Raw genomic sequence first — 24,349 nt, forward strand, 5'->3', positions numbered from 1 at the left:
AAGTGAAGAGAGGTGCTTAGACAGCACCTTCCGGGACAAGCACAGCCTCCAGAGCCGCCGCAAGATCGTCCGTCGTGAACTCGGCAGAGAGTTCTCGATGATCGAGATGGCCAATCAAAGCAAGAATTTCGTCGCTGACGGGCGTAAAAAAACCGTTTTCCTTTGTGGCCAGAACGAATGTTTTTGTCAGGTAATTGCCGCGAACTTCACCCAGCATCTCAAGCTGGCGCGCGGTAGATTTGTCCACCAGCACCACGCGATTGTTCACGCTGATTTTGACATAGGGCACTGGCGCGTCCACACTCGGCCTTGCTTTGAGATCATGTATGATCAGGCCATCCGGCTTTGGGGGCTCTTTTCGTCGCGCCTGCTCGGCCTGATTTCTTGAATAGCCGCCATTGGTAAGTTGGTCCGCCAGTTTACGGATCGTACCCGCGTTTTCAGACATGATGCGTTTGGCCTTCACGTCTTCTAAACGCGGACCATCCCGCTTTGAAAAAATGTCCACTTGGATCTCCTCCCGATGCAGAACCTACCAATAAAGTCCCTCGATTTCTATTATTAATAGGTCGAGTAGGTTGTTCTGTTTTGTGTCAAACTTCGAACTCAGGCCCGTTGCGCCCACGACATACACGTTTGTTTTTAAATTATAATTCAGCGTACTAGGTAAACCTATGCAATCGAGGCCGGAGAACCGGCCTACGATTATTTCAATATTATGACGGCGTCTACGCAGACATCATGCGCTCTTGTTTCAGTGCAGATCAAACCGATCGGCGTTCATCACCTTGGTCCAGGCGGCTATAAAATCATCGATGAAGAGCCGCTCGTTTCCACGGCTGGCATAGACTTCCGCCAAAGCGCGCAATTGCGAGTTGGAGCCAAAGACCAGATCAACGCGCGATCCGGTATATCTTTTGTTCCCCGTTGCCCGGTCACGACCTTCGAATAGACGCTCTTCGGCATCCGCAGGCACCCATTCCATTGTCATATCAAGGAGTTCGACAAAAAAATCGGTGCTAAGCGTACCTGGACGATCGGTCAGAACTCCGGTCTGAGTTGGGGCATGGGTTGCCCCGATGCTGCGCATACCACCGACAAGAGCCGTCATTTCTGGCGCGCTAAGTCCCAAAAGCTGCGCTTTATCGACAAGAAGCGCCTCGGCCGGAACAGTATAGGCCGCCTTTTCGAAGTTGCGGAAACCGTCGGCCAAAGGCTCCATCGGATCGAAGGAATCCGCATCGGTCTGGTCGGCGCTGGCGTCGGTCCGTCCGGGCACAAAAGGCACCGTGACATCCTGTCCGGCCGCCCGTGCCGCCTGTTCGATCCCGGCACTGCCACCCAGCACGATCAGATCGGCCAAGGAAACCTTTTTGCCCCCGGATGCCCCACCGTTGAACGCCGATACAATGCCGTTCAACCTGTCCAGAACCCGTGCAAGCCGCGTGGGATCATTGGCCTCCCAGTCCTTTTGCGGTGCAAGCCGGATGCGCGCGCCGTTTGCGCCACCCCGTTTGTCCGACCCTCGGTAAGTTGAGGCCGACGACCATGCCACCCAGACCAGATCCGCCACCGATAAGCCCGAGCCAAGCAACTCCTTCTTCAGAACTGCGATATCCTTGTCGTCAATCAAGGGGTGATCCACGGGCGGAACCGGATCCTGCCAAATCAAGTCTTCGCTCGGCACCTCCTTGCCCAAATAGCGGTCTTTCGGCCCCATATCGCGATGCGTCAGCTTGAACCATGCCCTTGCAAACGCGTCGGCAAATTCAGCAGGGTTTTCATGGAATCGTTTGGAGATCGGGCCATAGATCGGGTCCATCTTCATCGCCATGTCCGCGGTGGTCATCATCACCGGCACGGTTTCGGCCGATCCATCGACCTGCGGCGCATGATCATCGTCCGACAGTCCCTTTGCGTGCCAGATATGTGCCCCGGCGGGGCTCTTGGTCAGCGCCCAGTCATACCCGAAGAGCACATCGAAATAGCCGTTGTCCCACTTGATCGGATTGGCCGTCCACGGGCCTTCTATGCCGGAGGTGGTGGTGTCCACACCCCTGCCCGACTTGTGACTGTTCGTCCAGCCCAAGCCCATGTCCTGTAGGCCGCATGCTTCGGGTTCTGCACCGACAAGTCCGGGATCCCCAGCGCCGTGCGCTTTGCCAAAAGTATGCCCACCCGCAACCAGTGCGACGGTCTCTTCGTCATTCATCGCCATCCGGCCAAACGTGTCGCGGATGTCACGGCCCGATGCCAGTGGATCGGGATTGCCGTCAGGGCCTTCCGGATTGACGTAGATCAGTCCCATTTGCACGGCAGCCAACGGGTTTTCCAACTCACGTTCGCCGGAATAGCGGCTGTTCGGATTATCGGATGGGGCCAGCCATTCGACTTCGGCACCCCAGTAGATGTCCTCTTCGGGTGCCCAGATATCCGCACGTCCTCCGGCGAAGCCAAACGTCTTGCCGCCCATGCTTTCGATGGCCACGTTGCCCGCAAGAATCAAAAGGTCAGCCCAGGAAATCGCGTTTCCGTATTTTTCCTTTATCGGCCAAAGCAGACGCCGTGCCTTGTCAAGATTGCCATTGTCCGGCCAGGAATTCAGGGGCGCGAACCTTTGGTTCCCGGTTGATGCCCCGCCGCGTCCATCAGCCGTGCGATATGTGCCGGCGCTGTGCCAGGCCATGCGAATGAAAAGCGGCCCGTAATGGCCGTAATCTGCGGGCCACCAGTCCTTGCTGTCCGTCATCAGCGCGGTCAGATCGGCCTTCACCGCGTCAAGATCAAGCCCCCTGAATGCCTCGGCATAGTCAAATCCGGCGGGCATTGGATCGGATGACGGTGGGTGTTGATGCAGGATTCGCAGGTTCAACTGGTTTGGCCACCAGTCGCGGTTGTTGCGCCCCGAAACATTCGTGGCACCGTGCATGACGGGGCAACCGCTCGCCCCACGCAAATCATTTCCGTCCATTGTTTTTGCTCCCTCGTTCGGAAAATAGGTATCTCGACCCTGCCCAATTGCGGGGCAAGGTTGGGCATCCCGCCGCGCGGGATGCCGGAATTCTTGTCAAAGCGCTCTTTTCAGAGAGTGTTCTTGCTTAATTCAGCCGCGATGAAGTCAGCCTGCCGGATTGCCAAAGCCACAATCGTCAGCGTCGGGTTTTCCGCAGCACCACTGGTGAACTGGCTGCCATCGGACACAAACAGATTGGAAATATCGTGCGTTTGTCCGTGGCGGTTGACCACCCCGTCACGCGGGTCTTCCGACATTCGATTGGTGCCCAGATTATGCGTCGACGGATAGGGCGGCGTCGGAAAAACCCGCGTGGCGCCGACCGCTTCGTAGACCGCTATACCCTGCTTATAGGCGTGATTGCGCATCGCGACATCGTTGGGGTGATCGTCGAAATGCACATCTGCGACGGCCAACCCGTGCTGGTCGGTCACATCCGGGTTCAGCGTAATGCGGTTGGTTTCCTGCGGCATGTCTTCACCGACGATCCACATTCCGGCCATGTTTTCATAGTGATCCAGCGCCGTGGTAAATTCGCGCCCCCATGCACCGGGGTCAAGGAACGCCGCCATGAACGGCAGGCCAAGCGACAGTGTTTCAAGCTCGTACCCGCCGACAAATCCGCGCGATGGATCATTCTTGGCTTCGTCCTGAATGATGCCCGCCATTGTCGTGCCACGCCACATACGCACCGGCTGATCGAAGACCGCGTAAACCGACCCGGTCACATGGCGCATATAGTTGCGACCCACCTGCCCCGAGCTGTTGGCAAGCCCGTCAGGGAACATCGAAGAGGCCGAATTCAACAGCAACCGCGGGCTTTCAATCGAGTTGCCTGCGACACAGACCACCCGCGCCCGTTGCTCTTGTTGATTGCCATCTGCATCCACATAGACAACGCTTGTGACCTTGCCCTGCTCGTTATGCTCGATCCGCATGACGTGGCAGCGATCCCGCACTTCCAGATTTCCCGTCGCTTCGCCTCGGGGAATGTCGGTATAGGCTGAGGACCACTTGGCACCCCATTTACACCCCTGAAAACAAAACCCCGTCTGCTGGCACGCCAACCGATCGTCATTATCGGCAGAGTTGATCGCCATACGTCCGGTATGGACTTCTTCATACCCCAGCGCCTTGGCACCTTTCTCGAAAACCTTGTAGTTGTTGCTGCCCGGCAGGCCAGCGCGGCCGCCGGTGCGGGTCACGCCCAGCTTGTCTTCGGCTTTGGTATAATAATCGTCCATCTCGCGCGGGTCGATTGGCCAATCCAGAAGGTTCGCGCCTTCTATATCGCCATACGTCGTGCGGGGTTTCCATTCGTGATCCTGAAACCGTAGCGACGCGCCCGCCCAATGGGTCGTGGTGCCGCCAACCGCCTTGACGATCCAGGCCGGCAGGCCAGAGAAATCCTTGGCCACGCGCCAATCACCGGATGTGGTGCGCGGATCGGTCCAGGCAAGCTGGCCGAAACTGTCCCATTCGTCGTTGATATAATCCTCGGGCATATAGCGCCCGCCCGCTTCCAACGCGACGACTGAAACGCCCTTTTGGGCAAGCTCGTTGGCAAGAACGCCGCCGCCGGCGCCGGTTCCGATGATAACAACCACGTTGTCGTCATTCATGTCAAATGGTGCACTCATAGCGTGTCCCCCTCAAAGCCAATTGATGTCGTCAAAGCCGCGGTCGATGTAACCGCCCTTGGAAAAGCTTTCGCCCTCGTAGCCGAAAATCGGCCAGATCGCCTTTTGGTTATAAAGACCGGTCACCAGCCCGCCGCGGATTTGCTGGAAGAACGCGCTGTCTTCCATGCCGCGCAGCAGATCAACGCGGTCGCGTTCCCAGCCGACATCAATGTAGTTGGCAAATCCGATGCCCTTGGCCGCTTCGTTCAGCTCGGCGATGCCGACCTCGATCCCTTCAGCGGCGTCGGCGCTGTCATATCCTTTGACGGCAACGGCATAGTATTCATCCGAAACCTGATCATGCGGATAGATGTCCCGCGCCAGTTGGATCAGCGTGGCCATCGTTTCGGGCTTCAGGTGTTCGACTTCAACTGCCCAGTTGGCGGCCGTGGCTTGGCCCGCCACGAAGCCGCTCCCGATTGCGAAACTGGCACCGAACATCGCGCTTTTTGACAGCAGCTGGCGTCGCGTCATGGCTTGCTTTCGAATTGACATGATATCCTCCCTTATTTTTGGTTAGCGTTTACTGGTATCGACCCGCCCGCTGCAAAACCTCGATTTCGTAGCCATCGGGGTCTTTCACAAAGAAAAAGCGGGCAAGTTTTTTGCCGTCTTTCTTGAGGTCCACGAGCTTTCGCGGCGCGAAGCCCGCGGCCTCAAAGCGGGCATGTTCGGCGTCAACATCCTCGACGCTGAACGCAAGATGCCCGTAGCCGTTGCCCAGATCATAAGGCTCTGTCGTGTCCTTGTTTATCGTCAGTTCAAGTTCGAACGCGGCTTCGTCGTTGGACAGGTAGACCAGTGTGAAACCGTCGAAATCGATCCGTTCGGCAACCCCGAGGCCAAAAGCCTCGCGGTAGAAAGCCACCGAACGTTCTTCATCAAGCACACGGATCATGGAATGAATTGCTTTGGCCATATTGGTCCTCTGAAGTTTTAGACATCGGCGCCTTGTGGCGCGCTGGAAAAGATCCGCCCCAGGGCGTGTGCATCAGACATGGCCGACAGACCGTCGATGCACCGCGCGACCACAGCGGAATCCTAGGGAACGATAACCCCGCGTCCTGTAAATTTGCGATCTTTAAAGTCCGAAATCGCCTGATTTATGTTCGCGAGGCTGTATTCGGTCTGGTGCATCTTCACCTTTCCGTCTGCGTTCAACTCCATCAGTTCGACAAGCTCGACAAAATCACCTACGAGGCTGCCGCCGATCTTGATCTCATTGGCAACCAGTTCCAGCGTCGGCACCTCAATGGTTCCGCCGTAACCGACCATGATCAGCTCTCCGCCCTGTCTGAGCAATTTCCAGCAGGTATTTTCGGTGCCGTGTTCACCGACAAAATCGATCGCAACATGCACGCCGCCGCCAGTCAGTTCCTTGATCTCTTCGATAAGGTTGGGACCGCCGTCCAGCACGATGTCGGCACCAAGCTCCTTGGCCAACACTTGGGCCGCAGGTTCACGGTCCACCGCGATGATCCGCGCCCCACAGGTCTCTTTCAGCACCTGTAGCGCAATATGTCCTAGGCCACCGACGCCCAGTATCATCACATAGCCACCCGGATTCAGCAGTTTCGCCGCCTTTTTGGCAGCGCGATACGCTGTGATGCCGGCATCGGCCATCGGGGCAACCTCAAGCGGCGTGATCCCGGTATTGAGCTTGATGAGCGAGCTTTCGTTGGTCTTGAAATACTCGGCAAAACCACCGTCAATTCCAAGGCCGGGGAACTGCCCGTGATCGCAATACATGTCATGTCCGTACCTGCAATCTAGGCAGATGCCACAGCTTCGGAACGGATGACAGATCACCGCATCGCCCGGTTTGACCGAGGTTACGGCGCTGCCGACATCTTCGATCCAACCCGCGTTTTCATGCCCCATCACATAGGGTAGCAGGTTGCCTTCGGTATCCATAATGTCTTTCCAGACACCTTCGATAATGTGCAGATCGGTGCGGCAGAGGCCCGCCGCACCGACCTTGACGATCACCTCATCGGGAGCCGTGATTGTGGGGGGAGGAACATTCTCAATCTTCAGCTCCACATTCATGTCGGGATCGTATTCGTATAATCTGGCTGCTTTCATTTTCTCATTCCCTGCGTCTGATCGGGCCTATCTGTTCGACTTGGCCACGCTGTCTGGACTGGCCGGCCCCGAAAGGCCGACCAATGTACTGTTAAACACCGGGTCAGGCACGCCCCAGCAGCTCTGCGCCGCCGCCCCGGGCGGGGCCTTCGGTCGGATCGGCCTCACCTTCATTCAGGTCTGCCACGAGGGTCTCGGTGGTCAGGATCAGTGTCGCCACTGACGCCGCGTTGACCAACGCACTTGCAGGCACGCGGGCCGGGTCGATTATGCCCGCCTCGTACATGTCGCCAAATGTTCCTGCGGCGGCATTAAACCCGTGACCCGCTGCACCTTCGGCCACCGCCTGGGCAACGGCCGCCACGTCTGCGCCTGCATTCCGCGAAATCCGGCGCACCGGCTCGCTCAGGATAGACCGGACAAGCTGGATACCCTTGGCGACATCCCCCAGCGCATCAAGGTTGTCGAGACAGGATCCGATTTGCGCCAGCGCTGTTCCTCCACCTGCAACCACGCCATCCTCTGCCGCTGCTTGCACGGCGCACAGCGCATCCTCGATCAGCTGGATCGTCCGCTTCTGTTCCACCGGGGTGAACCCGCCAGCATAGATGATCGCGCTGCCACCGGTCAGTTTGGACAACCGTTCGCGCAGCTTGTCCTTGTCGATATTCGGCGGTGCCGCATCGTGCTGTCGCTGCACCTGATTGCGCCGCGCCACGATGGCATCCGGTTCACCTTCACCGCGCAGAACCGACGTTCCGGACGCGTGCGAGCGAACCATTTCGGCTCCGCCGAGCTGTTCCCTCGTGACATTCTCGATCTTCTTGCCAAGGTCGCGGGCCAAGACTTCGCCGCCGGTCAGGATCGCGAGATCGTCCATCATTGCAGTCCGCCAATGACCGTATTCCGGCGGGTGAACGATCAGATATTTGCCCGCCCCGCCGTTTTCCAGAAGCTTGATGACCACTTCGGGGGCGATCTCTTCTGCCACGATCAACAGAGGGCGATTTTCGCTCTCCGCAATTGCGACCGCGTTATCGAGCAACTCCGGCTTGAGGATTTTCTGATCCGTCAGAAGGATCAGCGGCTTACGCAGGATGGCTTCCATGTTCTCGCGGTCCGTGACCATGTGATGCGAGATGTAGCCGCGCTCAAATGACATGCCTTCGACGACTTCCATCGTCGTCTCGATCGTGACGCCAAAATCGGCAGAGATCACACCGTCCCGACCAACGCGACGGAAGGCCTCTGCCACCAATTCGCCCAGCTTCGGATCGGTCGACGACACGCGCGCGACCGCCTCAAGATATTCAGGATGGTCGTCGCAACTGCGCGACGAGGCATCGATCGCATCCACAACGCGGCTTACAGCCAGATCTATCCCCTTACACAGGTCAACCGGCTTGACGCCGCTATCGGTCAGATCGACACCACGCTGGATCAGTGCATTTGCCAGAACGATTGCCGTGGTTGTCCCGTCTCCGGCCACATCGTTGGTTTGCATCGACACTTCACGGACAACCTGTGCGCCCATGTTTTCGAACCGGTCATTCAACTCAATCTCTGAGGCGATGCTGACCCCGTCACGGGTGACCAAAGGCGTGCCCACCGGGCGGTCCACCATCGCGTTCAGGCCCTTCGGTCCCAGCGTGGGTTCCACTGCCGCTGAAAGTCGCGCGACACCGCGTGCAAGACAATTTCTGGCAACATTGCCATGTACCATGAGTTTAGCCATATCTTCCTCCTTCGGCCCAGGGACTTTCCTGGGCGTCATCCCAAAATTTTCGCTTTTCCAGTTACTTAACTGTTGGCGGTTGTCTCTTCCCTTGGCGGCACATGCCCCGCTATGAAATCAACCAATGTGGGTCCGTCGGGCCCAATCTCGACTTCCTTGTAGCGTGTCTTGGCAAGCCCACGGCACAGAGCTCCGTTGAACTCCATATTGATCCGGGTACTTCGCAGGCGGGCCAGATGATCCGACAGGTTACCGGTCTCAAGCGGCTTCCCGTCCCAAGTCGGGAAGGCCAGATCGCCCGAGTTTTTCGCAAGACCTTGCGACGCAAGCAGCTCAAGATACCTCGGCAATTGCCGAAGCTCTTCTTCGCCGCGGAACGGAATCTGCCGAAGCGTACCCAGCGTCATCGAAACGATGTCAGCCGGGGCAAGCCCAAGACCCTGCAAGCCCAGAAGCACGGTTTCCTGTCGACGGTCGAACGCCTTTGCCAGGAATTTCATCACCACCTCATCCAGATCGGCACCGTCACAGTTTTCGGCAAAGATGTCATGGTAGCTTCGACCACTGTTGACCCCGTCGTTGACCTGGTCATTGAAGCAGTGATCATTGAGTTGCACCGTGGCTTCGACCACCCAAGGCAGCGACATCACCTCCTGGCGAATTCCAAACGCCATGAGGAACGCAAAATTGGGCGAACACCAGTAGGTCGGAAGCCGGAACTCGACCCGCACCATTTTCGCATCCGTCACCTCGACCCTCTCGACGAACCCCATATCGGTGATGGGCTCGTCGAGTTCAGGATCGGTCACTGCGTCGAGACGGTTCCAGACATCCATTTCCAGTTCCGCCATAAGATTGGCGACCAACATCGGATCACTCCGCCGCAATTTGAACGGGGACACCGGCCAGTTGGGCCCGCTTTTGCGCAACATCAATGTCATAGAGCTTTGCCGCATTGAGACCGAGGATCTTTTCCTTCACCTCGTCTGTCAGCTGCACGCCACCACGCTCTGCCGAGATGTCTTCGGGGATCTGGTAGTCCCAGAATTGCTCAACCAGCCATTGCGGGGTCCAGATCGCGTAGTCCGAGCCGAAAAGCAGCTTGTCTTCGCCGACCCACCACAACAATTCTGCCATCACCTCGCCAAAGTAACGCGGACGCGAGTGGATGAACGGCATCGCGACGGCAAGACCCGCGTAGACATTCGTCTCCTGCGTCGCGATCCAGCAGAAATCGTCCAGCCGCGGCAGACCGCAATGTTCGATGATCCAGTTAAGATTTACGAAATCAGTCGCAGCGTGATCTACATCGTGAACGTCAAACGCATCTTTCGACAGCGGCCTGATTGTTGGACCTTTGTGGACATGGACGTTCTTGATGCCCAGCTTTTCGCACAGTTCAAAGCATTTGTAGGCCGCCGGATCATTCAGCGCCCAGCCTTTACTGTCGCCATTCCACTCGGCCGTGTACATTTTCACGCCCTTGATATCGAACGTTTCTTTCATGTAGTGGATGTATTCCAGCGCCTTTTCACCATCGCGGGGATCGAAAGAGCCGTTGACGATGAACCGTTCAGGATGGCGTTCCGCCATCGACGTGCTGCGCTCGATCGACGAGAAGCCGTTGTTGTAGAATTCCTTCAGATAGGTCGACTGGACGATTGCCATATCGTCAGGCCCATCGACGAAAAGATCGCGGTAGATGTCCTCTTCGCTGTACTTCTCGAATTTTGCCTTTTCCCAAAGCTGATCTTCGGGGCTGAGATTGGTGTGATACGCATAGAAACAATCAATGAATTGCCTGCCTTGCACGTTGGTTTGATTTTCCGGGCTGGCGTCCCAATAATGGACATGGCTGTCGAGAACGAAGATCTCTCTTCCATCGGGTGTTTTGAACATGGTGTCCTCCCTTGCTTTTCGCTGAGTATCCTGTCGGATGTCCGGGGCCTTTGCGGCGCAGGCCCCGGACGTGTTCAAAGGCAGATCAGATGTATTCCATGACCTCGTTCATGTCGCCGAACAGGATAACGGTATCGTCATCGACCCGAACCATCCGGCCATAGTGGGTCGAAGTGTTGACCTCGAAGGTCTCGGCGGTCATCTCGCGCCCCAGGAATTCGGTGATCTCGCTCATCTGGAAGATCAGCTTGCCCTCGCCGTCGATGCGGATGGTCGCCGGGTTGTAGGTAATCGTCACCTTGGGATCGTTTTCCTCCATGAACTCTGCGATGGCACGAGCCTCGACGCTGTCGTTCATGGTGACTCCGCACTGGTGGGAGACCTCGCGCGAGGTCAGGTCGATGTCCTTCATCGACTTGAAGATGTTCTGGTTGGATGAGTCACGCGCAATGCTAGACATAATTCAATTCCTTTTCAGAGGTTTACTCGAGACCCAGCTCGGCGACGATCTGACCGATGCGCTCTTGCGAGACGGCTTTGACGTCCTCGAAGGAAACCGGCTTGGAATGCGGTTGCGACCAGATCGGCTGCAACGCGGCGGCGGCCTTGTGCGCGAGATCGCCGTGCTTTTTCAGCCATGACTTGAACAGCGTCTTGTTCTGAGCACCGTACTCTTCGTCGTTGGCGAGCAGGTAGATCAGGTCAACCGTATTCGCGAGATTGCGCTCGTAGTCCGCCTCGGCAGCCGAAATCACCGGCGGCGTGATGAAGTCATTGTTGGCCGCCGCCGCCTGCATGAAGAAGCCCGAGCGGAGCAGTTCCCCCACCAGCGGCTCGAACACGATGTTGATCGCGAAATACTGCTCGAGGTAATCCTCCGAGCCCATGATCGTCTCGATCGCCTCGCGCGTCGGCTGCCAGATCGGATCTTCCAGCCAGGTCGTCTTGCCCAGGTCGTCGTTCCAGCCATCAATGTCCATGCCGATTTCGGCCAGATACAACGTGATGTCCTGTGCCAGACGCATCTTGTAGGACGAGTTGGTCAACGTGGCGTTGTTGATCATCTGCGTGAAGCCATAGCGCTGCGCCTGCATGAGCGAGGTGCCAAGGCCGAATTCCGCATGCTTCCAGGCACCCAGATGCTTTTGCAGAACCGTCTGCCAGACCTTGTCAAAGGACTTGTGGGCACCTGCTTTGCGGGCATTGGTGATGACGTGCTGCACCATGGTTTCGATCTTGGACTGACGCTGATAGTGGGTCCGCTCCCATTCCTGATCAGGGGCGCGGAACGCGTGCCAGTTGCTCGACTTGGCTGCGGTGCTGTCTTTGGTATATGCGCCGCCGCCCTTGCCACCTTCGAATTCGATGATCCAATCCTGGATCAGGTAGCGTTCGGGATCTGGTTGCACGTCGACAGTCACATCTTCGTAGTGCGTCGCGCGTTTCCCGCGCGGTTCAAAGTAGTTGTACTTGCGACTGTTCGAGCCGACGAATTGTGCGGAACCTGCGGCCCCGGATCCGATAGAGCTGGATGTTGCTACCATTGTAGCCTCCCTTTGGTTGGTATCACGTCACTAGCGTTCAGGCCGATATCAGTGGCCCGAAGAACCGGAAGTGGGCGTGAATTTATCGTAGAAAATGCGATCGGTATCGAAGTCGTGCATGAACAGCACAGGCGTCAGCGCATCGATCATCGGTGGCGGTCCGCAGGCATACACATCTCCGTCGCCGTCGATCCCCAAAGCCTTCAGCCGCGTGTCGACGCATTCGTGAACAAAGCCGCGTTCGCCGGTCCAGCTTGCGTCATCATCCGCATGGCTGAGCACCGGAATGAACTCGACGTTGGAATGCGCAGTGGTCAGGGCATCTATTTCGTCCAGCTTGAACAGGTCATCCTGCGACCGCGCGCCATAGAAGAAGTAGATTGGACGATCTTCGCCGCTGGAGATCTGATCATTCAGTATCGACCAAACCGGCGACATACCCGAACCTGCGCCAACCAAGATCACCGGTCCTTGTCGGTTGTCTCTTCGGAAGCACATTCCGTAGGGTCCTTCGATTTTGACGTCGACGCCGACTTTGATGCCTCCGTCGTCGAGTTCGTTTGAAAATCTCCCGTCTGGATATTTTTTGATGATGAAGCCGAGGTTTTGGGTTTTGCTCGGCGGATTTGCCATGGAGAACGAGCGCGTAATCTCCTCCCCCATTTCTGTTTTGACCGTGATGTCGACATATTGACCCGCCCAGAATTTCAAAGGCGCATCCAGTTCGATTTGGACACCGCGAATATCATGGGTCAGATTGTGGAAATCGACGATCTTGCCGGAAAACTGCTTCACTGGAATGGATTTCGACAGGAGTTCCTCGTCGAAGTTCAAAAGCTCGATTTCGAGATCGCTATATGCCAAGGTCCGGCACATCAGAATGTGGCCGCTGTCCTTTTCCATGTCATTCAGGGCAAACGTGGAGTATTTCATCATCTCCGATTCACCGTCCAACTGAACGCATTTACAGGCGGAACACTGCCCTTCCTTGCATCCGTGGGGCAACGCGATGCCCTGGCGGAATGCCGCATCGAGGACTGTCTCATCTTCCTCGACCTCGAATTCCACGCCGACCGGCTCCAATCGGACGTTGTAAGTGTCCGTCATTTCTTTCTCCCTTGACGCTGCGCGCAGATATGCGCGCTGGGGACGGAGGCCGCGCAAACGGCCCCCGCATTTTCTGCAATCAGTTGCATGGATTGATGGTGAAACCCGCCTGATACTCGGCAACATGGGCTGCACGATCTGTCTCTGACATGCCGCGAAGCATGTTGAGCGGCGAGCGCAGCGTGTGACCGCGAACATGCTCAAGCTTCCACATGTCCTTGTTGTCGAAGCGCAGGTGCGGCTGTGGCACCAGTGTTTCGCCGTCTTCGCGGACAAAGTTGAGATCCTTGATGGCATCTGCCAGATCCCAGCCATCATAGACGCTTTCCCACTCACGCTTGCCCGAGAATTTGCCCATGGCCGGTGTCGGACGGCCCTGGAATTCATCCGAGAAGGCCTCGACCGCAGTCCAGCGATCCAGCTCGTGCGCAAAGGTGTGCAACTCGCCGTCGATCTCGTCGACAACCATATCTTCACGGATGACGCACGGCACCAGGCAGGACCAGCAACGGTGCGGATAGACATAGCCGGTGTCTTCGTTGAAAGTGATGATGGTCTCGCCCGGCTTGGACAGCTTGCCATACCATTTCCAGAAGTCGCCAAACTCGGCATACCAGCCGGGATACTTGTGCTCGAACCACTCGAAGTCCTTTTCGGTCTGGGCTTCGATCCGCCAGAAGTTCACGGGCCAGCCGACCGCAAAGAATTGTGCGACCTTATGGACATAGTTCTTCTCGGTGATCCGCTTCCAGGCTTCCTGCACGTCGTCGTGATGCACTTTCACGCCGTATTTTTCGAGCGGCAGCATATACGTCCGGTAGTAGTCTTCAAAAATCCAGCGATGCCACATTTCCGCATAGGATTCCTTGTCCTTGTCGCGGTTCGTTGTGCCATATTCGATGATCGTGCCAACGGCGGCGTCAACGATTGCGTGGTTCTGCCAGAAGGCATAGCGCAGGTCGCGTTCCAGCAGCAGGTGGTTCTCCGGCTCCTTCAACGCGGCCATCAAGAGCGAGTGGCCGTTCCCGATGTGACGGCTTTCGTCCGACTGCACTGACAGGAACACTGTCGGCAGGGCATAGTCACCATTCCGCGCGGCCTCGGAGGGCATGGCCACAAACAGCGTATTGGTAAACGCGGTTTCGGCAACCACGGTCAGATACATGCATGCGGCGGTCATCGTGTCGCCGGTGATGAAACCCTCACCGAACTGACGTCCGATCGTCGTGGCATAGCACTTGCCAAAGGCCTCTTCCGTGATGTCGAAACCGGCCGGGTCGATATAGTTCTCCATGTACCACTTTTTCAGGTTCATCTGAATTGTGGAGTGACGGAATTCATCGACCATCTGCATGGTAAAGCCAGTGCGCAGATCCTCGCCCGGGGCCAGACGGGCCACCATTGCCATCGAACGCGCAGCCGAAATTTCCGGAAACGGGATGATCCCGAGGAACAGCTTCATCCATTCGATCCAGCGCGGCTCCACATTGCGGAACATGTCGCCGCGCAGCGCGGCGTCAAGCGCACCGTAAACCCGGTTGTCCTTTTCTTCTTCCATCGGAAAATAGGACCGCAGAACCTGTTTCATCGGGTCGCGCGGGGCCTTGGTAATCTTGTAGTCCGTCGGATACGTGCTGGCTTCCTGAACATAGGAAGGATTCCATCCCAAGTCGGAAATCTTCTTAGTTGCCTCCCCAACCGAGATACCACGTTGCGACGTGATCTTGTTAAGCGTCAAAGTCATGCCATGAGCCTCCTTAAAGCTCTGGGGCCGGTTGCCCGACCACCCGTTGGCGGCTTTTGCCGTTTCATGTGAGCGCCGGCCGCTATGTGACGGACAGGCACCGGTTTCTCGGCAAAGGTTTTGAAGATGGACAATGCCCGCTGCTGCGCCAGTTGGCGCTTGCGGCCTGCGTCGGGACGCATGCCTCTCTCCCTATCCTTCGTTCTTTGAGCCGCCCCTGTTTGGTTGGGCGCTCGCATCTTGTGCCTCTCTTGTGGCAAGGCGTGTTCCAGATTTTGAAAAATGCGTCTCTTGTTCGCCTAATAAATTTTAACGCTTTGAAAATAAGGTACTTTTTAAGCTATAAAAATTTGCGGCGTAATTTTTCGGCGGCGCGCCGCATTCAAATTCCCGAGGCAGATTGTCGCATATTGTTACACTAGTTGCGTTCTGGCCTTTACGCTTCGTTACACATTTCCCGCACCTGAAAATCGAGGGGGCTCGGTTGTGCCCACGCAGGGTGACTTGGGACCAGCCAAGCAGGACATTCCACCCGTCAAACAGCAGTTTTGGTCCCGTAATGCGGCCCAAGTGATCGTGGAATTTCATGGGACCAATTGAGGGCCGGCCAAGCGCCGCGGCCTTAAGACCCACAGCGCGATTGATGGGGTCAATCAGGCTTGCCGCCGCCGCACCGCTGCCGCCAAAATACCGGCATCATGGCGGTATTTTGACACTATACGCCGTGACACTGTGATGCCTTCGGACTGCAACAATGTGGTGAGACGGCGGTCCGAAATTGGACGTTTTGGGTCTTCATCGGCAAGCAACGCCTGGATCCGTGCCCGTACCTGCGTTCTGGAATGCGCCGTCTGCGCCGAGGCTGCGCCGACAAAAAGCGATCGGGCTGCAACGATGCCGATCGGCCCTTCAATCAGCAACCCGTTCAACACGCGGCTGACGGTACTCAGGTGAAACCCCGTGGCTTGCGCGATTTCGGACATCGTCATCGGCGTCAAGGCTGATGCCCCAGAGCGCAAAAAGCCACCCTGCCGCTCGACAATTTGCCCGACCACCTGCCGGAGTGCAGATTGCCTTATATCCAAGGCCTGTTTCAGCGCCCGCGCCTTGGCCAGCGCCTCGCGTGTCATTTCGGACTGCTGAGATCTGGGTATATTGGCGATGTCGATATCATCTTTCAAAGACGAAATAAATTCGATGTCCCAGCCATCGCCGGAAGGAACAACCCGAACATCCGGCTCTCGCATCAGCGTGGGATCTGTGACAAACGCGCCGCCCGGCTTCGGATCAAGGCACCGGATCATGGCAAGACAATTGCTTACCTCGTTTTCATGCAGCCCCGTGGCCGCGACGAGCGCGCAAGTCCCACCACCTTCCAGCGTTGAAAGATGGGCAAGGACAGTGCTCATGGCAGGGGTCACCGCATCGCGATCTTCAAGCTGTAGACGCAGGCATTCTTCAAGGTTTCGTGCAAAAATCCCGGTTGGCTCCACCCGCCTTTGAACGACCTTCAGCGCCGTCTCGATCAGTTGCGGTGTCAGTCCAAGCGTCTCGGCAATGTCTTCGACAGGGCGACCCAGCCAGCCGGATGGCTCCAACTCGCCCATCAGGGCGGTGATCACCCGTTCCATCATGCCACCTTGGGCGATCAGTCCGGCGAGCGCGCGGAACACATGGCTGTATAGGCTTCCCGCCTCCTCGACCGCGGTCATTTCAAGCACATCTGTCGTACTGGCCCCCGCACCGGGCCGTCGGCGCGGGATTACCATCGGGTTGGCTTCCGCCACCTCTTTCAAATGGTCGTCCAACTGGCCAGCCGACATCTGCAACACGCTGACCACCTGACCCAGCCGAAAAACCTGGGTCTGTTTGACACCAAGTTTAAACCCTAGCGACATACCGTCCTCGGCAGAATGCGCAGGAGACAAAGCGCTGGCCATGTCACGGCGCACCGGGCTAACGTGGTCGAAAGAAACCCCTGAATTGCAGTGTGATGAGCAAACACCCTCCAATCGGCGGCATTGTACCGCTTGATCGCGCCCCGCCGGAAATGTCCTATCCGGGCTTGTCGCCGCAACTTCTGGCGCGCGTAAAACAGTTGTGGTCCGCCAATGGATTGGATTTTGATCGCCACTGGCGGATCGGCGTCCGCTCTCTGCTGGGCTTTCGTGCCGTGCCACGGGTCGATACATCGACCACCAGCGCCGATGTGGATCTGGTTTTTCTGTTCGATCAATCTGTGCTTTGGGTGCGTGCCTTGCACGGTGCCGCGAGTGTCGGCCGCGACCGACAGATCGACGGGCTGAGCCCGGCGCAATGGCATGGGTTGGCGGCGCTGTCGGCGCGACTGACTGAACAGCTTGCAGCTTTGCGCCTTTTGGCGCTGACCGACCTGCCGATGCCGGCAATGCAGATTGCCCGCTCGGTTTCCGAAGATGTGGACATGGCGCTGGTCCTGTTGATCCGCCCCAAACTGGCACAGCGTTTTGCCGAAAGTCGCAGCGTCGAAGAGGCGAACGATTTCTGGCGGCGTCACATCGCGGGCGGTCGTGCGTTCCGCAGCATTTCCGAACGGCTGTATTCCGTGGGGATCGACCATTCGGCGGATACCGAATATGCAAAATGGCGAAAATCGGTGCTGTCCACCTTGGGCGCGGCCGTTCACAGCAATGCTCTTCGAACGGATCTGCTCACCCGGCAAAAGGGTGCCGTATTGCTGAACGGCGACAGCCTGCATTTTTCAACCTTTCGTATCCATGAGCTGTGTGCCTTTGCGCAAATGCTTAAGCCTGAATTGACGGAGACACTGGCTGCGGCTGGTCGAGTTTCAGCAACAACAGATCCTGCCGCCAGCGCCCTTGCAGCGCTGGCCGGTCCCTTGAGCGGAATTATCGTCAATCAGATTTCAAGTCTTTCGCCGCAACCCGCAACATCGAGACGGGCGACGAAACCAAATTAGTGCTTGAGATCTTCGGCACTACCAAGACGGTTTTCAGAAACCCAGCGCGCCGCCAACACCAGCGCCCCTGCGGCAAAATCCTTGCCGTGCTCCTCCACCATCGCCTCTGCGACCTTGGCGATTTGTTGGAAATACTTGTCTTTGCTTTTTTCTTCGTCAGACAGAACTTGTGTCATTGGCTTGCCTCCCAAGGGTTTCTATTTGAACATGTTTTTCGGGAATGTCGCGATTGAGACACTCCCATCTCTGCCCCCGATTGCCAGATGGGCACCATCGTCAGACCAGGCCAGCGAATTGACCGTGGCACCGCTGCCTTCGCGCAGCAGCATTTCGTCCGGATGACCAATCCGACAGATCATCACCAGCCCGTTGGCATAGCTGACGGCACAGAGATCTCTTTTCGGATGGACCGCCACGAGATCGACAAGCGTCAATCCTGGCTTCCCGGTTTCGATTGCGCTGCCTTCATCGTCACCGAAGGGTAGATCAGGGAGAGTCCAACCGACGACGCGGAAAGCCCCGGAAGCGATCATGGCGCGCGCCTTGTTGCTGAACCCGATTGTACGCACGGCGTCGGGAAAATCGACGATCCGGTCGGAGACACCCGCCTGCACATCGATCAGAAGCACGGTCTTGTTGGCGCAACCGGCCACCAGCCAGCGTTTGCAGGGCGACCAGCCAAGATCGAGCACCTCGCCCTCGCAGGCAAAGGTGCTGGTTGATTTGAGGTCGTCACTTGCGACGATACTGATCTGGCCCCCGCCCAGGCATCCCAGAACGCGGCCATCATCAGATACCGCAATGCGGCTCACGCCGTGGCTCAACTCGGCGGTGGCAAGCTCTGCGCCTCCGTCTTCGGCGACCAATGCCAACCTGCTGTCATAGGCCAGCACGATGCGCCCTGTTCGCGGGATCGACGCCAGCGCCGTGACCGCTTCATTGCGCGCGCCTTTAACAGCAAGGGTTTGCCCCCGCGCCGTGGCGCGCCACAAGGCATTTGTATCGGCATTCGAAAAGGCAAACCCCTGATCGCCAAGTCGACACGGCGTCAAATCGGCGCGCGCGATAGCTGCATCGCTGAGCACTGGTGCAGGCAAAGTTTTGGTACGAGGTCGGATGCTTGTCCGTCCGGTGTCGGCCTCTATCCGTACGCGGCTTTCGGGATGCTCGGCATCCTTGACCGATATAAACGCAAGCCGGCCATCGGCCAGCAGGACGGCCAATGACGACCCGGCGGCATTGAAAATGACATCACGCACTTCGCCCGGCAGTGTCCAGGTCCGGGCAAGCAGATCGAATAACGTCATCGCTTGTGGCGGCTTGTGCTGTGTCATCAGCCTTCCTTCTTCATTGTGGCTTCAAGCTCTTCATCCAGTGCGGAAAGTTCGCGTTCCAACCGATCGATTTTTCGTATGTTGTCTTCAACAGCCGCCTCTGTTCGGGCGTGCTCGTTCTCGTGGGTGCTGTCGACGATGCCGTCGCGCTCGACTTTCAAATCCAGGACGAGCAGGCCGCTGGACTTCTGGTTCAGCCGCATCTGTTCGGCATTCGCGGCAGCGATGTCCTGCGTCGCCTTCAGCCGATCCTTCATGATCTCTTCGAAGCTGCGCAATTGACCCGTCATTGCTGCCCCCTATACATCAAGCCCGTCTTGCAAACCAAAAGGCTCATCCGATGAACGATCCTGCCGATGCCCGTTTCTTCCACGCGCTCAAACAAATTTGCAGCCAATCCGACGACGTGGATCAATCCTGCCGCGAGGCGATTGACCGCGCGGTCGAGACAGGCCATCCTCGGGACCTGCTTTCCGCACGTCAGTCTATGGACACATTGGACGCCGCTTTGAAAGACCGCCTGTTGCGACAAGCGCATCTGATCATGGCCACTGATATCTCGGCGATTTGGGACGCGTTGCCCATGGCCGCCGACCCCAGCAAACAAAGGCCAAACTAGCCAGTTGCGGCAGTGGTCGCGGGCATGCTCTGCGCGCGGTTCAAACATTGGCCTCACCTCCCATGAACACTCGATTGATCAAGCGTCGAGAAAGCTACCCGAGCGACATGGTGACGCAACGCTTTCTGTAGAAATCCTTCGACTTTCTGTGAAATTTCGCCTTGGTGCCGATAAAGTGTAAACTAAAGTTACGTTTTAAATCTCGCCTTGTAACGGCCTGTTCCAAAGACGGTTTCGCAGCAATACAGAAGATTTTGATTTGCATGTTAATTAGTCGAATCATTTGTTTGCTATTTGTGGTCTTTTGGCGCTGAGTTGATCCGCATCCCTAATTGGTCGGGGAAAAGAGATGAAAAACTGCGCCGACATTCTGCAACAAGATGACCTGTTACTTCGCCCTCTGACACAGGCAGACCTGCCTACAATTGCCCGTGATCTTGGCGACGCTCGCGTCGCGCGTTGGCTCGCCGCCGTGCGGCAGCCTTTCGACGCGGCGGCAGCGGATGAAATCCTGGCACACAGCCGCGATCCGGGCGAAATGATGCGCGTGATCGAACAGGATGGCGCGGTCGTGGGCGGGCTGTGTATTGGTGCCGCGCTTTGGTATTGGCTGACCCCGGATTGCTGGGGTCAGGGTCTCATGCAACGAGCACTGCGGATGGCGATCGGGGCGCGGTTCTGTTTGCCTGCACCGCCGGTGGTTGCCACCTGTCACGACGACAATACCGCATCGCAGCAGTTGCTGACCCGGCTGGGCTTTGCGCCCTGCCCCGATGGCCGACGGATGTTCTTTCACGCGACGCAACGCGCCGAGCCGTGTCGAGACTACCTCCTGACCCCGGAGCAGTGGCACCTTCTGAACCCGCGGATTATGACCGTTGGCCACACCACGCTGCGGCCAGCCCTACAGAAAGACGCACCTGCGCTTGTTCACATCCTGCCCTGCCCCGGTGCCGAGCCATGGCCAGACCATGAAATGCTGAACGCATTTATCGAAACCCATCGTTTCCGTGGTCCTGCGCGTGGGCTTTTCGTCGTTCAGGACGAAAACCGCCGGAGCATCGGCGCGGCGCTCGTACAATCAAACCGTACAAGCCTGCGCTTTCTCAGTGATGAGGACAAAGCCCGTCACTGCACCAATGTTAACAAAGCGCTGGAAGACGGGCGTTTCCAACAGCTTTAGTCTCTTTGGCGATTTTTTGTAGACCTCTGACGGCATGCGTGGTCGTGGCGCTTCCGGGACGAACTTTTCCCGTAGTGCTGCCTTCCACGCCTGAGAAAAATAGGGTCATCAAACCGTGGGATCAAACAACCATGCGAAAAAAAAACGCATTCTCTGCTATCATGGTCATGGCAAATTACGCTTCAGAAGTGCACGACCGGTTTCTCAAAAGAGGTTTCCGACGATGCGGAGTCCAACTCGAACTTCAATAATTCACGCATCAGCTGTGGCAACTGTCCTTCTGACAGGAAGTTGTGCGTTTCTTGCGCCTCCCCCGCCAGCAAGTGCAACCGCCGTCCCCGGCGACATAAAGGAAAGTGCGTCTTCGGTCGTTCGATGTCGAACGACTGGCCCCGGGACTATCAGCTTCTCGGTGATTGGCGATGGATTAGTATCGAATGCGGGCCCGGTCTCTGTCGCCACGCCCAATCTCAGCGCTCAGACCACCTACAGACCGACGCGAAACACCGGAACTTCGCGCGATGTATTGGTCAGCTGTATGTTTCAACCAGCGGGCGGCGGCCCAGTGGTTACCACCGACGCGAAGGTGATTATACGAGAGACGCTAATGCCAGATGTTCAGACCTTTACCGTGCCTGCCGCCGCGAGCGTGAGGAGCGCATTCGACATAGTCGTTGACGTGGAAGATAGGCGACTTGTCGGCGCTGGCTTTGTGGGGCGGACAAGCGGCATCGATATGGTTGGGGTGGCGGCGTCGGGCGATGTCAGGATCGTTCCAATGGCCGACAAAGACTACGGTGGCGTTTTCCCGGGGCCGCCGACGAATGCGATTGGCCCTCTCAATCCTCCGCCGCATATATTCACTGGCGAGTGCATCAGGGCAGGCTCAGGCGCGGTCCGACTTCATGTTAAAGATGCCGCAGGAAACGTCGTTACGCCTGTTCCCGTGAAGATGATAGAGTGTTCGCCTTGAGGCGCTTGTTGAAGGGAACACGCATGGTTTCCGATCTGCCAGAAAGATGGGTTGGCCGGATTATGTCGCGACGCAGGCGCGATCGATGCAGAGATCGTGGCGATTGGGATGGAAACGTCGTTCCCGAGGTTCGAAGCGTTCTGGCATCCGTTCACCATGGCCGCGCGCCCATCACCAGGCCACGACAAACGCTTGCCCGGAAGTCTCCGTCAGCCGGTGAATAACAGTCTGAAAGCAAGAGTTGTCACCGCCGGGCCTGTCACTCTTCCGGCAAGAGCATGGGTAGAGAAGCCGAGTTGATCCAAACGCGGAGGAGAATGTGCCAGACATTCAACAACCAGACACTTTCGCCGCATTGGAAAGGCGCGAATGGGCGAAAGCGGAAGTTGCTCAATCCTATGCGCAAGTGTTTGCAAAGGCGTCAGATATGGTCGTGCCATATTTGGTAAAAGCTGTGCAAGCCAAGCCTGGCACAAAAGCGCTGGATTTGTGCTGTGGTCATGGCAACGTGGCATCCGGCCTCGTCGCGGCAGGGGCCGGAGTTACGGGGCTCGATTTCTCGCCTGCCATGCTGGCAATGGCGCGCGTTGCGGTACCGGAGGCTCAGTTCATTGAAGGCGATGCGATGGCACTGAATTTCGCCGATGCTTCGTTTGACGCTGTTACGATTGGTTTTGGAATACCGCATGTGCCCGATCCACCAAAAGTCGTGACAGAGGCACGCCGCGTTCTTCGCCGCGGCGGTCGGCTGGCTTTCTCGGTCTGGTGTGGTCCCGAGGTCGAGACGGCACTTGGTTATGTTTTTGGTGCGATTGATGAATTCGGGTCTAAGGACATCACGCTACCACCTGGCCCGGGAGCGAATGACTACGCCGATGCATCCCTAGCCTTTCAGGTGCTCGAAGCAGCAGGGTTTTCCGAGTGCCACCAGTCTATCGTCGCGTCCGAATGGCAAGTGAATGATCCCGGCGCACCCTATGATTTCTTCCTGAGAGGTACGGCAAGGGGCGGCGCGTTGTTGCGCCCTCAACCGGCCGAAAATGCCACGGCGATCCGCGCAGCAGTGGTGTCGAAGGTTCTGGAAAAGCACGGAGCCGGCCCAGAATGGAATATACCAATCCCCGCAGCTGTGGCATCTGCCGTCGTGGTTTAGGTTCGCCCCATCCGACGCATGTGGCGGCAGGTGTCACACCCCCAGTCGCAGCGCCCCGGTCAAGACCTTGTAACGGAAGTTGGTCGACCAGACGAGCTGGTAAGATGACAAACACGCCGCGCTTGCAAGTGTCATATCGCATGATCTTATTCTCCCGAAAATGACCTGCCTACATCGGCTTGACCTCACGCAGGAAGGATGGGAGCACCGGGTTCTTGGCGTCAGCCCGCCAGATTGCGGTCGTCCGAACGACCGGTGGTACATCGGTGATCGGCACCACTTTCAGACCTAGCAACCCAGCGTTGCAGATACATTTCGGATAAACAAGAACCCCAAGGCCGGCCATGACAAAGGCCAGCATCTCATCCCGCAAAAAAGCCTTGTGGGTCACCTGCGGCATAAAGTTTCGTTCGATACACAGATCGCGGATCAATTCATTATAGCGTGACCACGTGTCCCCCATGATGAAGGACTCCAACTCAAGTTCGGCAAGCTCGATCGTCTCACGCTCGGCCAACCGGTGCTTGGGCGGCACCACGGCAACCAACCCCTCTTGCACGACGTGCTTGCGGCAGAACGAACTGGGCAGCTTCAGGTCAATATCCATGACAAACCCAAGGTCGGCCTTACCCGATTTGACCAGCGCAATCTGATCGGCGGTAGAGGCGAACTGGACGTTGATCTTGATCCGCGGATTATAACGCCGATAGCGCGCGAGCGTGTCCGGCAGCGTTCCAAGAATTGCGAAGTCAACATAGGTCAGATTGATGCTGCCGCCTCGGCCCGATGATACATCACGCACTGAATCTACGGTCTGGTCGAGCTGTTCGAATATCCCCTCGATCCGGCCCAGCAGTTCAAGACCAGCGGAAGTCAGGGTGACCGAACGGGTGTTGCGCCGAAATACCTCGACGCCAAGCGAATATTCCAACGACTGGATAGTCTTCGTCAGCGCCGGTTGCGATGTGTTCAACACTTTCGCGCTTTTTCGGTAACTGCCCACTTTGGCGATCGTTTTGAAGACTTTGAGTTGTCGGAGTGTCAGGTTCACCGGCGCTGTTCCTCGTTCCTCAGTCGCCATTGAATTGACACATATGCAGAACATATCCAAGCTTTTAGCTTAAAGGGTGGCAAAGTTGGGACGAGGTGGCTGATGATCCTGGGGCTGGCTGGACAACCCTGAGCGGTGATCTCTCGGACCGTACCCGATATGCCCTGCCCGAGTGTCTGTCGTCATATAAAATGGGACATCAGAGCGGCTTGAACATTGGAGGCTCTGGTTCGGTTGTTTGATTGATTATGCTGCTTGTTTTTGATGT

The 24,349-nt window shown here is 57.2% G+C and carries 22 protein-coding genes; 4 read left to right on the forward strand and 18 right to left on the reverse strand.

What is annotated here, in order from left to right:
- Nucleotides 1-16 precede the first annotated feature (16 nt).
- The 14 genes from B8991_RS14140 to B8991_RS14210 form a co-directional block, all read right to left on the reverse strand.
- On the reverse strand, nucleotides 17-508 hold the full coding sequence (locus B8991_RS14140; RefSeq protein WP_084353642.1) for a hypothetical protein: 492 nt from the start codon (nucleotides 506-508) through the stop codon (nucleotides 17-19).
- A 246-nt stretch (nucleotides 509-754) separates the two neighbouring features.
- Nucleotides 755-2,971 (reverse strand): catalase/peroxidase HPI, encoded by a 2,217-nt coding sequence (gene katG / locus B8991_RS14145; protein ID WP_084353643.1) that lies wholly within the window; start codon nucleotides 2,969-2,971, stop codon nucleotides 755-757.
- Nucleotides 2,972-3,081: 110 nt separating this feature from the next.
- Nucleotides 3,082-4,653, reverse strand: a complete 1,572-nt coding sequence (locus B8991_RS14150) for a GMC family oxidoreductase (protein WP_084353644.1) — start codon at nucleotides 4,651-4,653, stop codon at nucleotides 3,082-3,084.
- A gap of 12 nt (nucleotides 4,654-4,665) precedes the next feature.
- The gene (locus B8991_RS14155) at nucleotides 4,666-5,169 is read right to left on the reverse strand and encodes a Twin-arginine translocation pathway signal (protein ID WP_412780902.1); all 504 of its coding nucleotides are present in this window, start codon (nucleotides 5,167-5,169) and stop codon (nucleotides 4,666-4,668) included.
- A gap of 49 nt (nucleotides 5,170-5,218) precedes the next feature.
- On the reverse strand, nucleotides 5,219-5,614 hold the full coding sequence (locus B8991_RS14160) for a VOC family protein (protein ID WP_084353646.1): 396 nt from the start codon (nucleotides 5,612-5,614) through the stop codon (nucleotides 5,219-5,221).
- Between the two features lie 122 nt (nucleotides 5,615-5,736).
- Nucleotides 5,737-6,780, reverse strand: a complete 1,044-nt coding sequence (locus B8991_RS14165; RefSeq protein WP_084353647.1) for an NAD(P)-dependent alcohol dehydrogenase — start codon at nucleotides 6,778-6,780, stop codon at nucleotides 5,737-5,739.
- 103 nt (nucleotides 6,781-6,883) lie between these two features.
- A complete protein-coding gene (gene groEL / locus B8991_RS14170; protein ID WP_084353670.1) occupies nucleotides 6,884-8,515 on the reverse strand; it encodes a chaperonin GroEL in 1,632 nt (543 codons plus the stop codon).
- A gap of 65 nt (nucleotides 8,516-8,580) precedes the next feature.
- The gene (locus B8991_RS14175; protein ID WP_084353648.1) at nucleotides 8,581-9,384 is read right to left on the reverse strand and encodes an iron-sulfur cluster assembly protein; all 804 of its coding nucleotides are present in this window, start codon (nucleotides 9,382-9,384) and stop codon (nucleotides 8,581-8,583) included.
- A gap of 4 nt (nucleotides 9,385-9,388) precedes the next feature.
- On the reverse strand, nucleotides 9,389-10,414 hold the full coding sequence (locus B8991_RS14180; RefSeq protein WP_084353649.1) for an amidohydrolase family protein: 1,026 nt from the start codon (nucleotides 10,412-10,414) through the stop codon (nucleotides 9,389-9,391).
- Between the two features lie 85 nt (nucleotides 10,415-10,499).
- Complete coding sequence (locus B8991_RS14185; RefSeq protein ID WP_084353650.1) at nucleotides 10,500-10,874, reverse strand: MmoB/DmpM family protein; 375 nt, start codon at nucleotides 10,872-10,874, stop codon at nucleotides 10,500-10,502.
- Between the two features lie 22 nt (nucleotides 10,875-10,896).
- Nucleotides 10,897-11,958, reverse strand: coding sequence for an aromatic/alkene monooxygenase hydroxylase subunit beta (locus B8991_RS14190; protein ID WP_084353651.1), 1,062 nt, complete (start codon nucleotides 11,956-11,958; stop codon nucleotides 10,897-10,899).
- Nucleotides 11,959-12,006: 48 nt separating this feature from the next.
- Nucleotides 12,007-13,065 carry an NADH:ubiquinone reductase (Na(+)-transporting) subunit F gene (locus B8991_RS14195; RefSeq protein WP_084353652.1) on the reverse strand — a complete coding sequence of 353 codons (1,059 nt, stop codon included), beginning with the start codon at nucleotides 13,063-13,065 and terminating at the stop codon, nucleotides 12,007-12,009.
- Between the two features lie 79 nt (nucleotides 13,066-13,144).
- Entirely contained in the window at nucleotides 13,145-14,809 is a 1,665-nt protein-coding gene (locus B8991_RS14200) for an aromatic/alkene/methane monooxygenase hydroxylase/oxygenase subunit alpha (RefSeq protein WP_084353653.1), read from the reverse strand.
- A 653-nt stretch (nucleotides 14,810-15,462) separates the two neighbouring features.
- Nucleotides 15,463-16,749 carry an RNA polymerase factor sigma-54 gene (locus B8991_RS14210; protein WP_235866637.1) on the reverse strand — a complete coding sequence of 429 codons (1,287 nt, stop codon included), beginning with the start codon at nucleotides 16,747-16,749 and terminating at the stop codon, nucleotides 15,463-15,465.
- A 53-nt stretch (nucleotides 16,750-16,802) separates the two neighbouring features.
- On the opposite strand from B8991_RS14210, the gene B8991_RS14215 reads away from it, so the two are divergent.
- Nucleotides 16,803-17,768, forward strand: coding sequence for a hypothetical protein (locus B8991_RS14215; RefSeq protein WP_084353656.1), 966 nt, complete (start codon nucleotides 16,803-16,805; stop codon nucleotides 17,766-17,768).
- Here B8991_RS14215 and B8991_RS14220 read toward each other — a convergent pair.
- The 3 genes from B8991_RS14220 to B8991_RS14230 are packed head-to-tail and all read right to left on the reverse strand — an operon-like array spanning nucleotide 17,765 to nucleotide 19,359.
- Nucleotides 17,765-17,944, reverse strand: a complete 180-nt coding sequence (locus B8991_RS14220) for a hypothetical protein (protein ID WP_084353657.1) — start codon at nucleotides 17,942-17,944, stop codon at nucleotides 17,765-17,767. The genes B8991_RS14215 and B8991_RS14220 overlap by 4 nt on opposite strands.
- A 21-nt stretch (nucleotides 17,945-17,965) precedes the next feature.
- Nucleotides 17,966-19,102, reverse strand: coding sequence for a WD40 repeat domain-containing protein (locus B8991_RS14225; RefSeq protein ID WP_084353658.1), 1,137 nt, complete (start codon nucleotides 19,100-19,102; stop codon nucleotides 17,966-17,968).
- On the reverse strand, nucleotides 19,102-19,359 hold the full coding sequence (locus tag B8991_RS14230; protein WP_143514611.1) for a hypothetical protein: 258 nt from the start codon (nucleotides 19,357-19,359) through the stop codon (nucleotides 19,102-19,104). Before B8991_RS14230 ends, B8991_RS14225 begins: the two co-directional genes overlap by 1 nt.
- Before the next feature lie 83 nt (nucleotides 19,360-19,442).
- Here B8991_RS14230 and B8991_RS14235 point away from each other — a divergent pair, with 83 nt between their 5' ends.
- The 3 genes from B8991_RS14235 (at nucleotide 19,443) to B8991_RS14250 (ending at nucleotide 23,030) form a co-directional block, all read left to right on the forward strand.
- Entirely contained in the window at nucleotides 19,443-19,721 is a 279-nt protein-coding gene (locus B8991_RS14235; RefSeq protein ID WP_084353660.1) for a hypothetical protein, read from the forward strand.
- A 349-nt stretch (nucleotides 19,722-20,070) separates the two neighbouring features.
- A complete protein-coding gene (locus B8991_RS14240) occupies nucleotides 20,071-20,904 on the forward strand; it encodes a GNAT family N-acetyltransferase (protein WP_084353661.1) in 834 nt (277 codons plus the stop codon).
- Between the two features lie 1,292 nt (nucleotides 20,905-22,196).
- Nucleotides 22,197-23,030, forward strand: coding sequence for a methyltransferase domain-containing protein (locus tag B8991_RS14250; protein ID WP_084353663.1), 834 nt, complete (start codon nucleotides 22,197-22,199; stop codon nucleotides 23,028-23,030).
- A 169-nt stretch (nucleotides 23,031-23,199) separates the two neighbouring features.
- Here B8991_RS14250 and B8991_RS14255 read toward each other — a convergent pair whose 3' ends face one another.
- Entirely contained in the window at nucleotides 23,200-24,135 is a 936-nt protein-coding gene (locus tag B8991_RS14255; RefSeq protein WP_084353664.1) for a LysR family transcriptional regulator, read from the reverse strand.
- Between the last annotated feature and the right edge of the window lie 214 nt (nucleotides 24,136-24,349).

This window comes from Primorskyibacter flagellatus (assembly GCF_900176485.1).
GTDB classification, from domain to species: Bacteria; Pseudomonadota; Alphaproteobacteria; order Rhodobacterales; family Rhodobacteraceae; genus Primorskyibacter; species Primorskyibacter flagellatus.

Bases quoted from the DNA above. Each gene is read 5' to 3' on its own strand.
- B8991_RS14180 (WP_084353649.1), bottom strand. From the start codon at position 10,414: ATGTTCAAAACACCCGATGGAAGAGAGATCTTCGTTCTCGACAGCCAT.
- B8991_RS14165 (WP_084353647.1), bottom strand. From the start codon at position 6,780: ATGAAAGCAGCCAGATTATACGAATACGATCCCGACATGAATGTGGAG.
- B8991_RS14155 (WP_412780902.1), bottom strand. From the start codon at position 5,169: ATGACGCGACGCCAGCTGCTGTCAAAAAGCGCGATGTTCGGTGCCAGT.
- B8991_RS14220 (WP_084353657.1), bottom strand. From the start codon at position 17,944: ATGACACAAGTTCTGTCTGACGAAGAAAAAAGCAAAGACAAGTATTTC.
- B8991_RS14235 (WP_084353660.1), top strand. From the start codon at position 19,443: ATGAACGATCCTGCCGATGCCCGTTTCTTCCACGCGCTCAAACAAATT.
- B8991_RS14240 (WP_084353661.1), top strand. From the start codon at position 20,071: ATGAAAAACTGCGCCGACATTCTGCAACAAGATGACCTGTTACTTCGC.
- B8991_RS14225 (WP_084353658.1), bottom strand. From the start codon at position 19,102: ATGACACAGCACAAGCCGCCACAAGCGATGACGTTATTCGATCTGCTT.
- katG (WP_084353643.1), bottom strand. From the start codon at position 2,971: ATGGACGGAAATGATTTGCGTGGGGCGAGCGGTTGCCCCGTCATGCAC.
- B8991_RS14200 (WP_084353653.1), bottom strand. From the start codon at position 14,809: ATGACTTTGACGCTTAACAAGATCACGTCGCAACGTGGTATCTCGGTT.
- B8991_RS14190 (WP_084353651.1), bottom strand. From the start codon at position 11,958: ATGGTAGCAACATCCAGCTCTATCGGATCCGGGGCCGCAGGTTCCGCA.
- B8991_RS14210 (WP_235866637.1), bottom strand. From the start codon at position 16,749: ATGGCCAGCGCTTTGTCTCCTGCGCATTCTGCCGAGGACGGTATGTCG.
- B8991_RS14185 (WP_084353650.1), bottom strand. From the start codon at position 10,874: ATGTCTAGCATTGCGCGTGACTCATCCAACCAGAACATCTTCAAGTCG.
- B8991_RS14255 (WP_084353664.1), bottom strand. From the start codon at position 24,135: ATGTTCTGCATATGTGTCAATTCAATGGCGACTGAGGAACGAGGAACA.
- groEL (WP_084353670.1), bottom strand. From the start codon at position 8,515: ATGGCTAAACTCATGGTACATGGCAATGTTGCCAGAAATTGTCTTGCA.
- B8991_RS14215 (WP_084353656.1), top strand. From the start codon at position 16,803: ATGAGCAAACACCCTCCAATCGGCGGCATTGTACCGCTTGATCGCGCC.
- B8991_RS14175 (WP_084353648.1), bottom strand. From the start codon at position 9,384: ATGTTGGTCGCCAATCTTATGGCGGAACTGGAAATGGATGTCTGGAAC.
- B8991_RS14160 (WP_084353646.1), bottom strand. From the start codon at position 5,614: ATGGCCAAAGCAATTCATTCCATGATCCGTGTGCTTGATGAAGAACGT.
- B8991_RS14195 (WP_084353652.1), bottom strand. From the start codon at position 13,065: ATGACGGACACTTACAACGTCCGATTGGAGCCGGTCGGCGTGGAATTC.
- B8991_RS14150 (WP_084353644.1), bottom strand. From the start codon at position 4,653: ATGAGTGCACCATTTGACATGAATGACGACAACGTGGTTGTTATCATC.
- B8991_RS14230 (WP_143514611.1), bottom strand. From the start codon at position 19,359: ATGAAGGATCGGCTGAAGGCGACGCAGGACATCGCTGCCGCGAATGCC.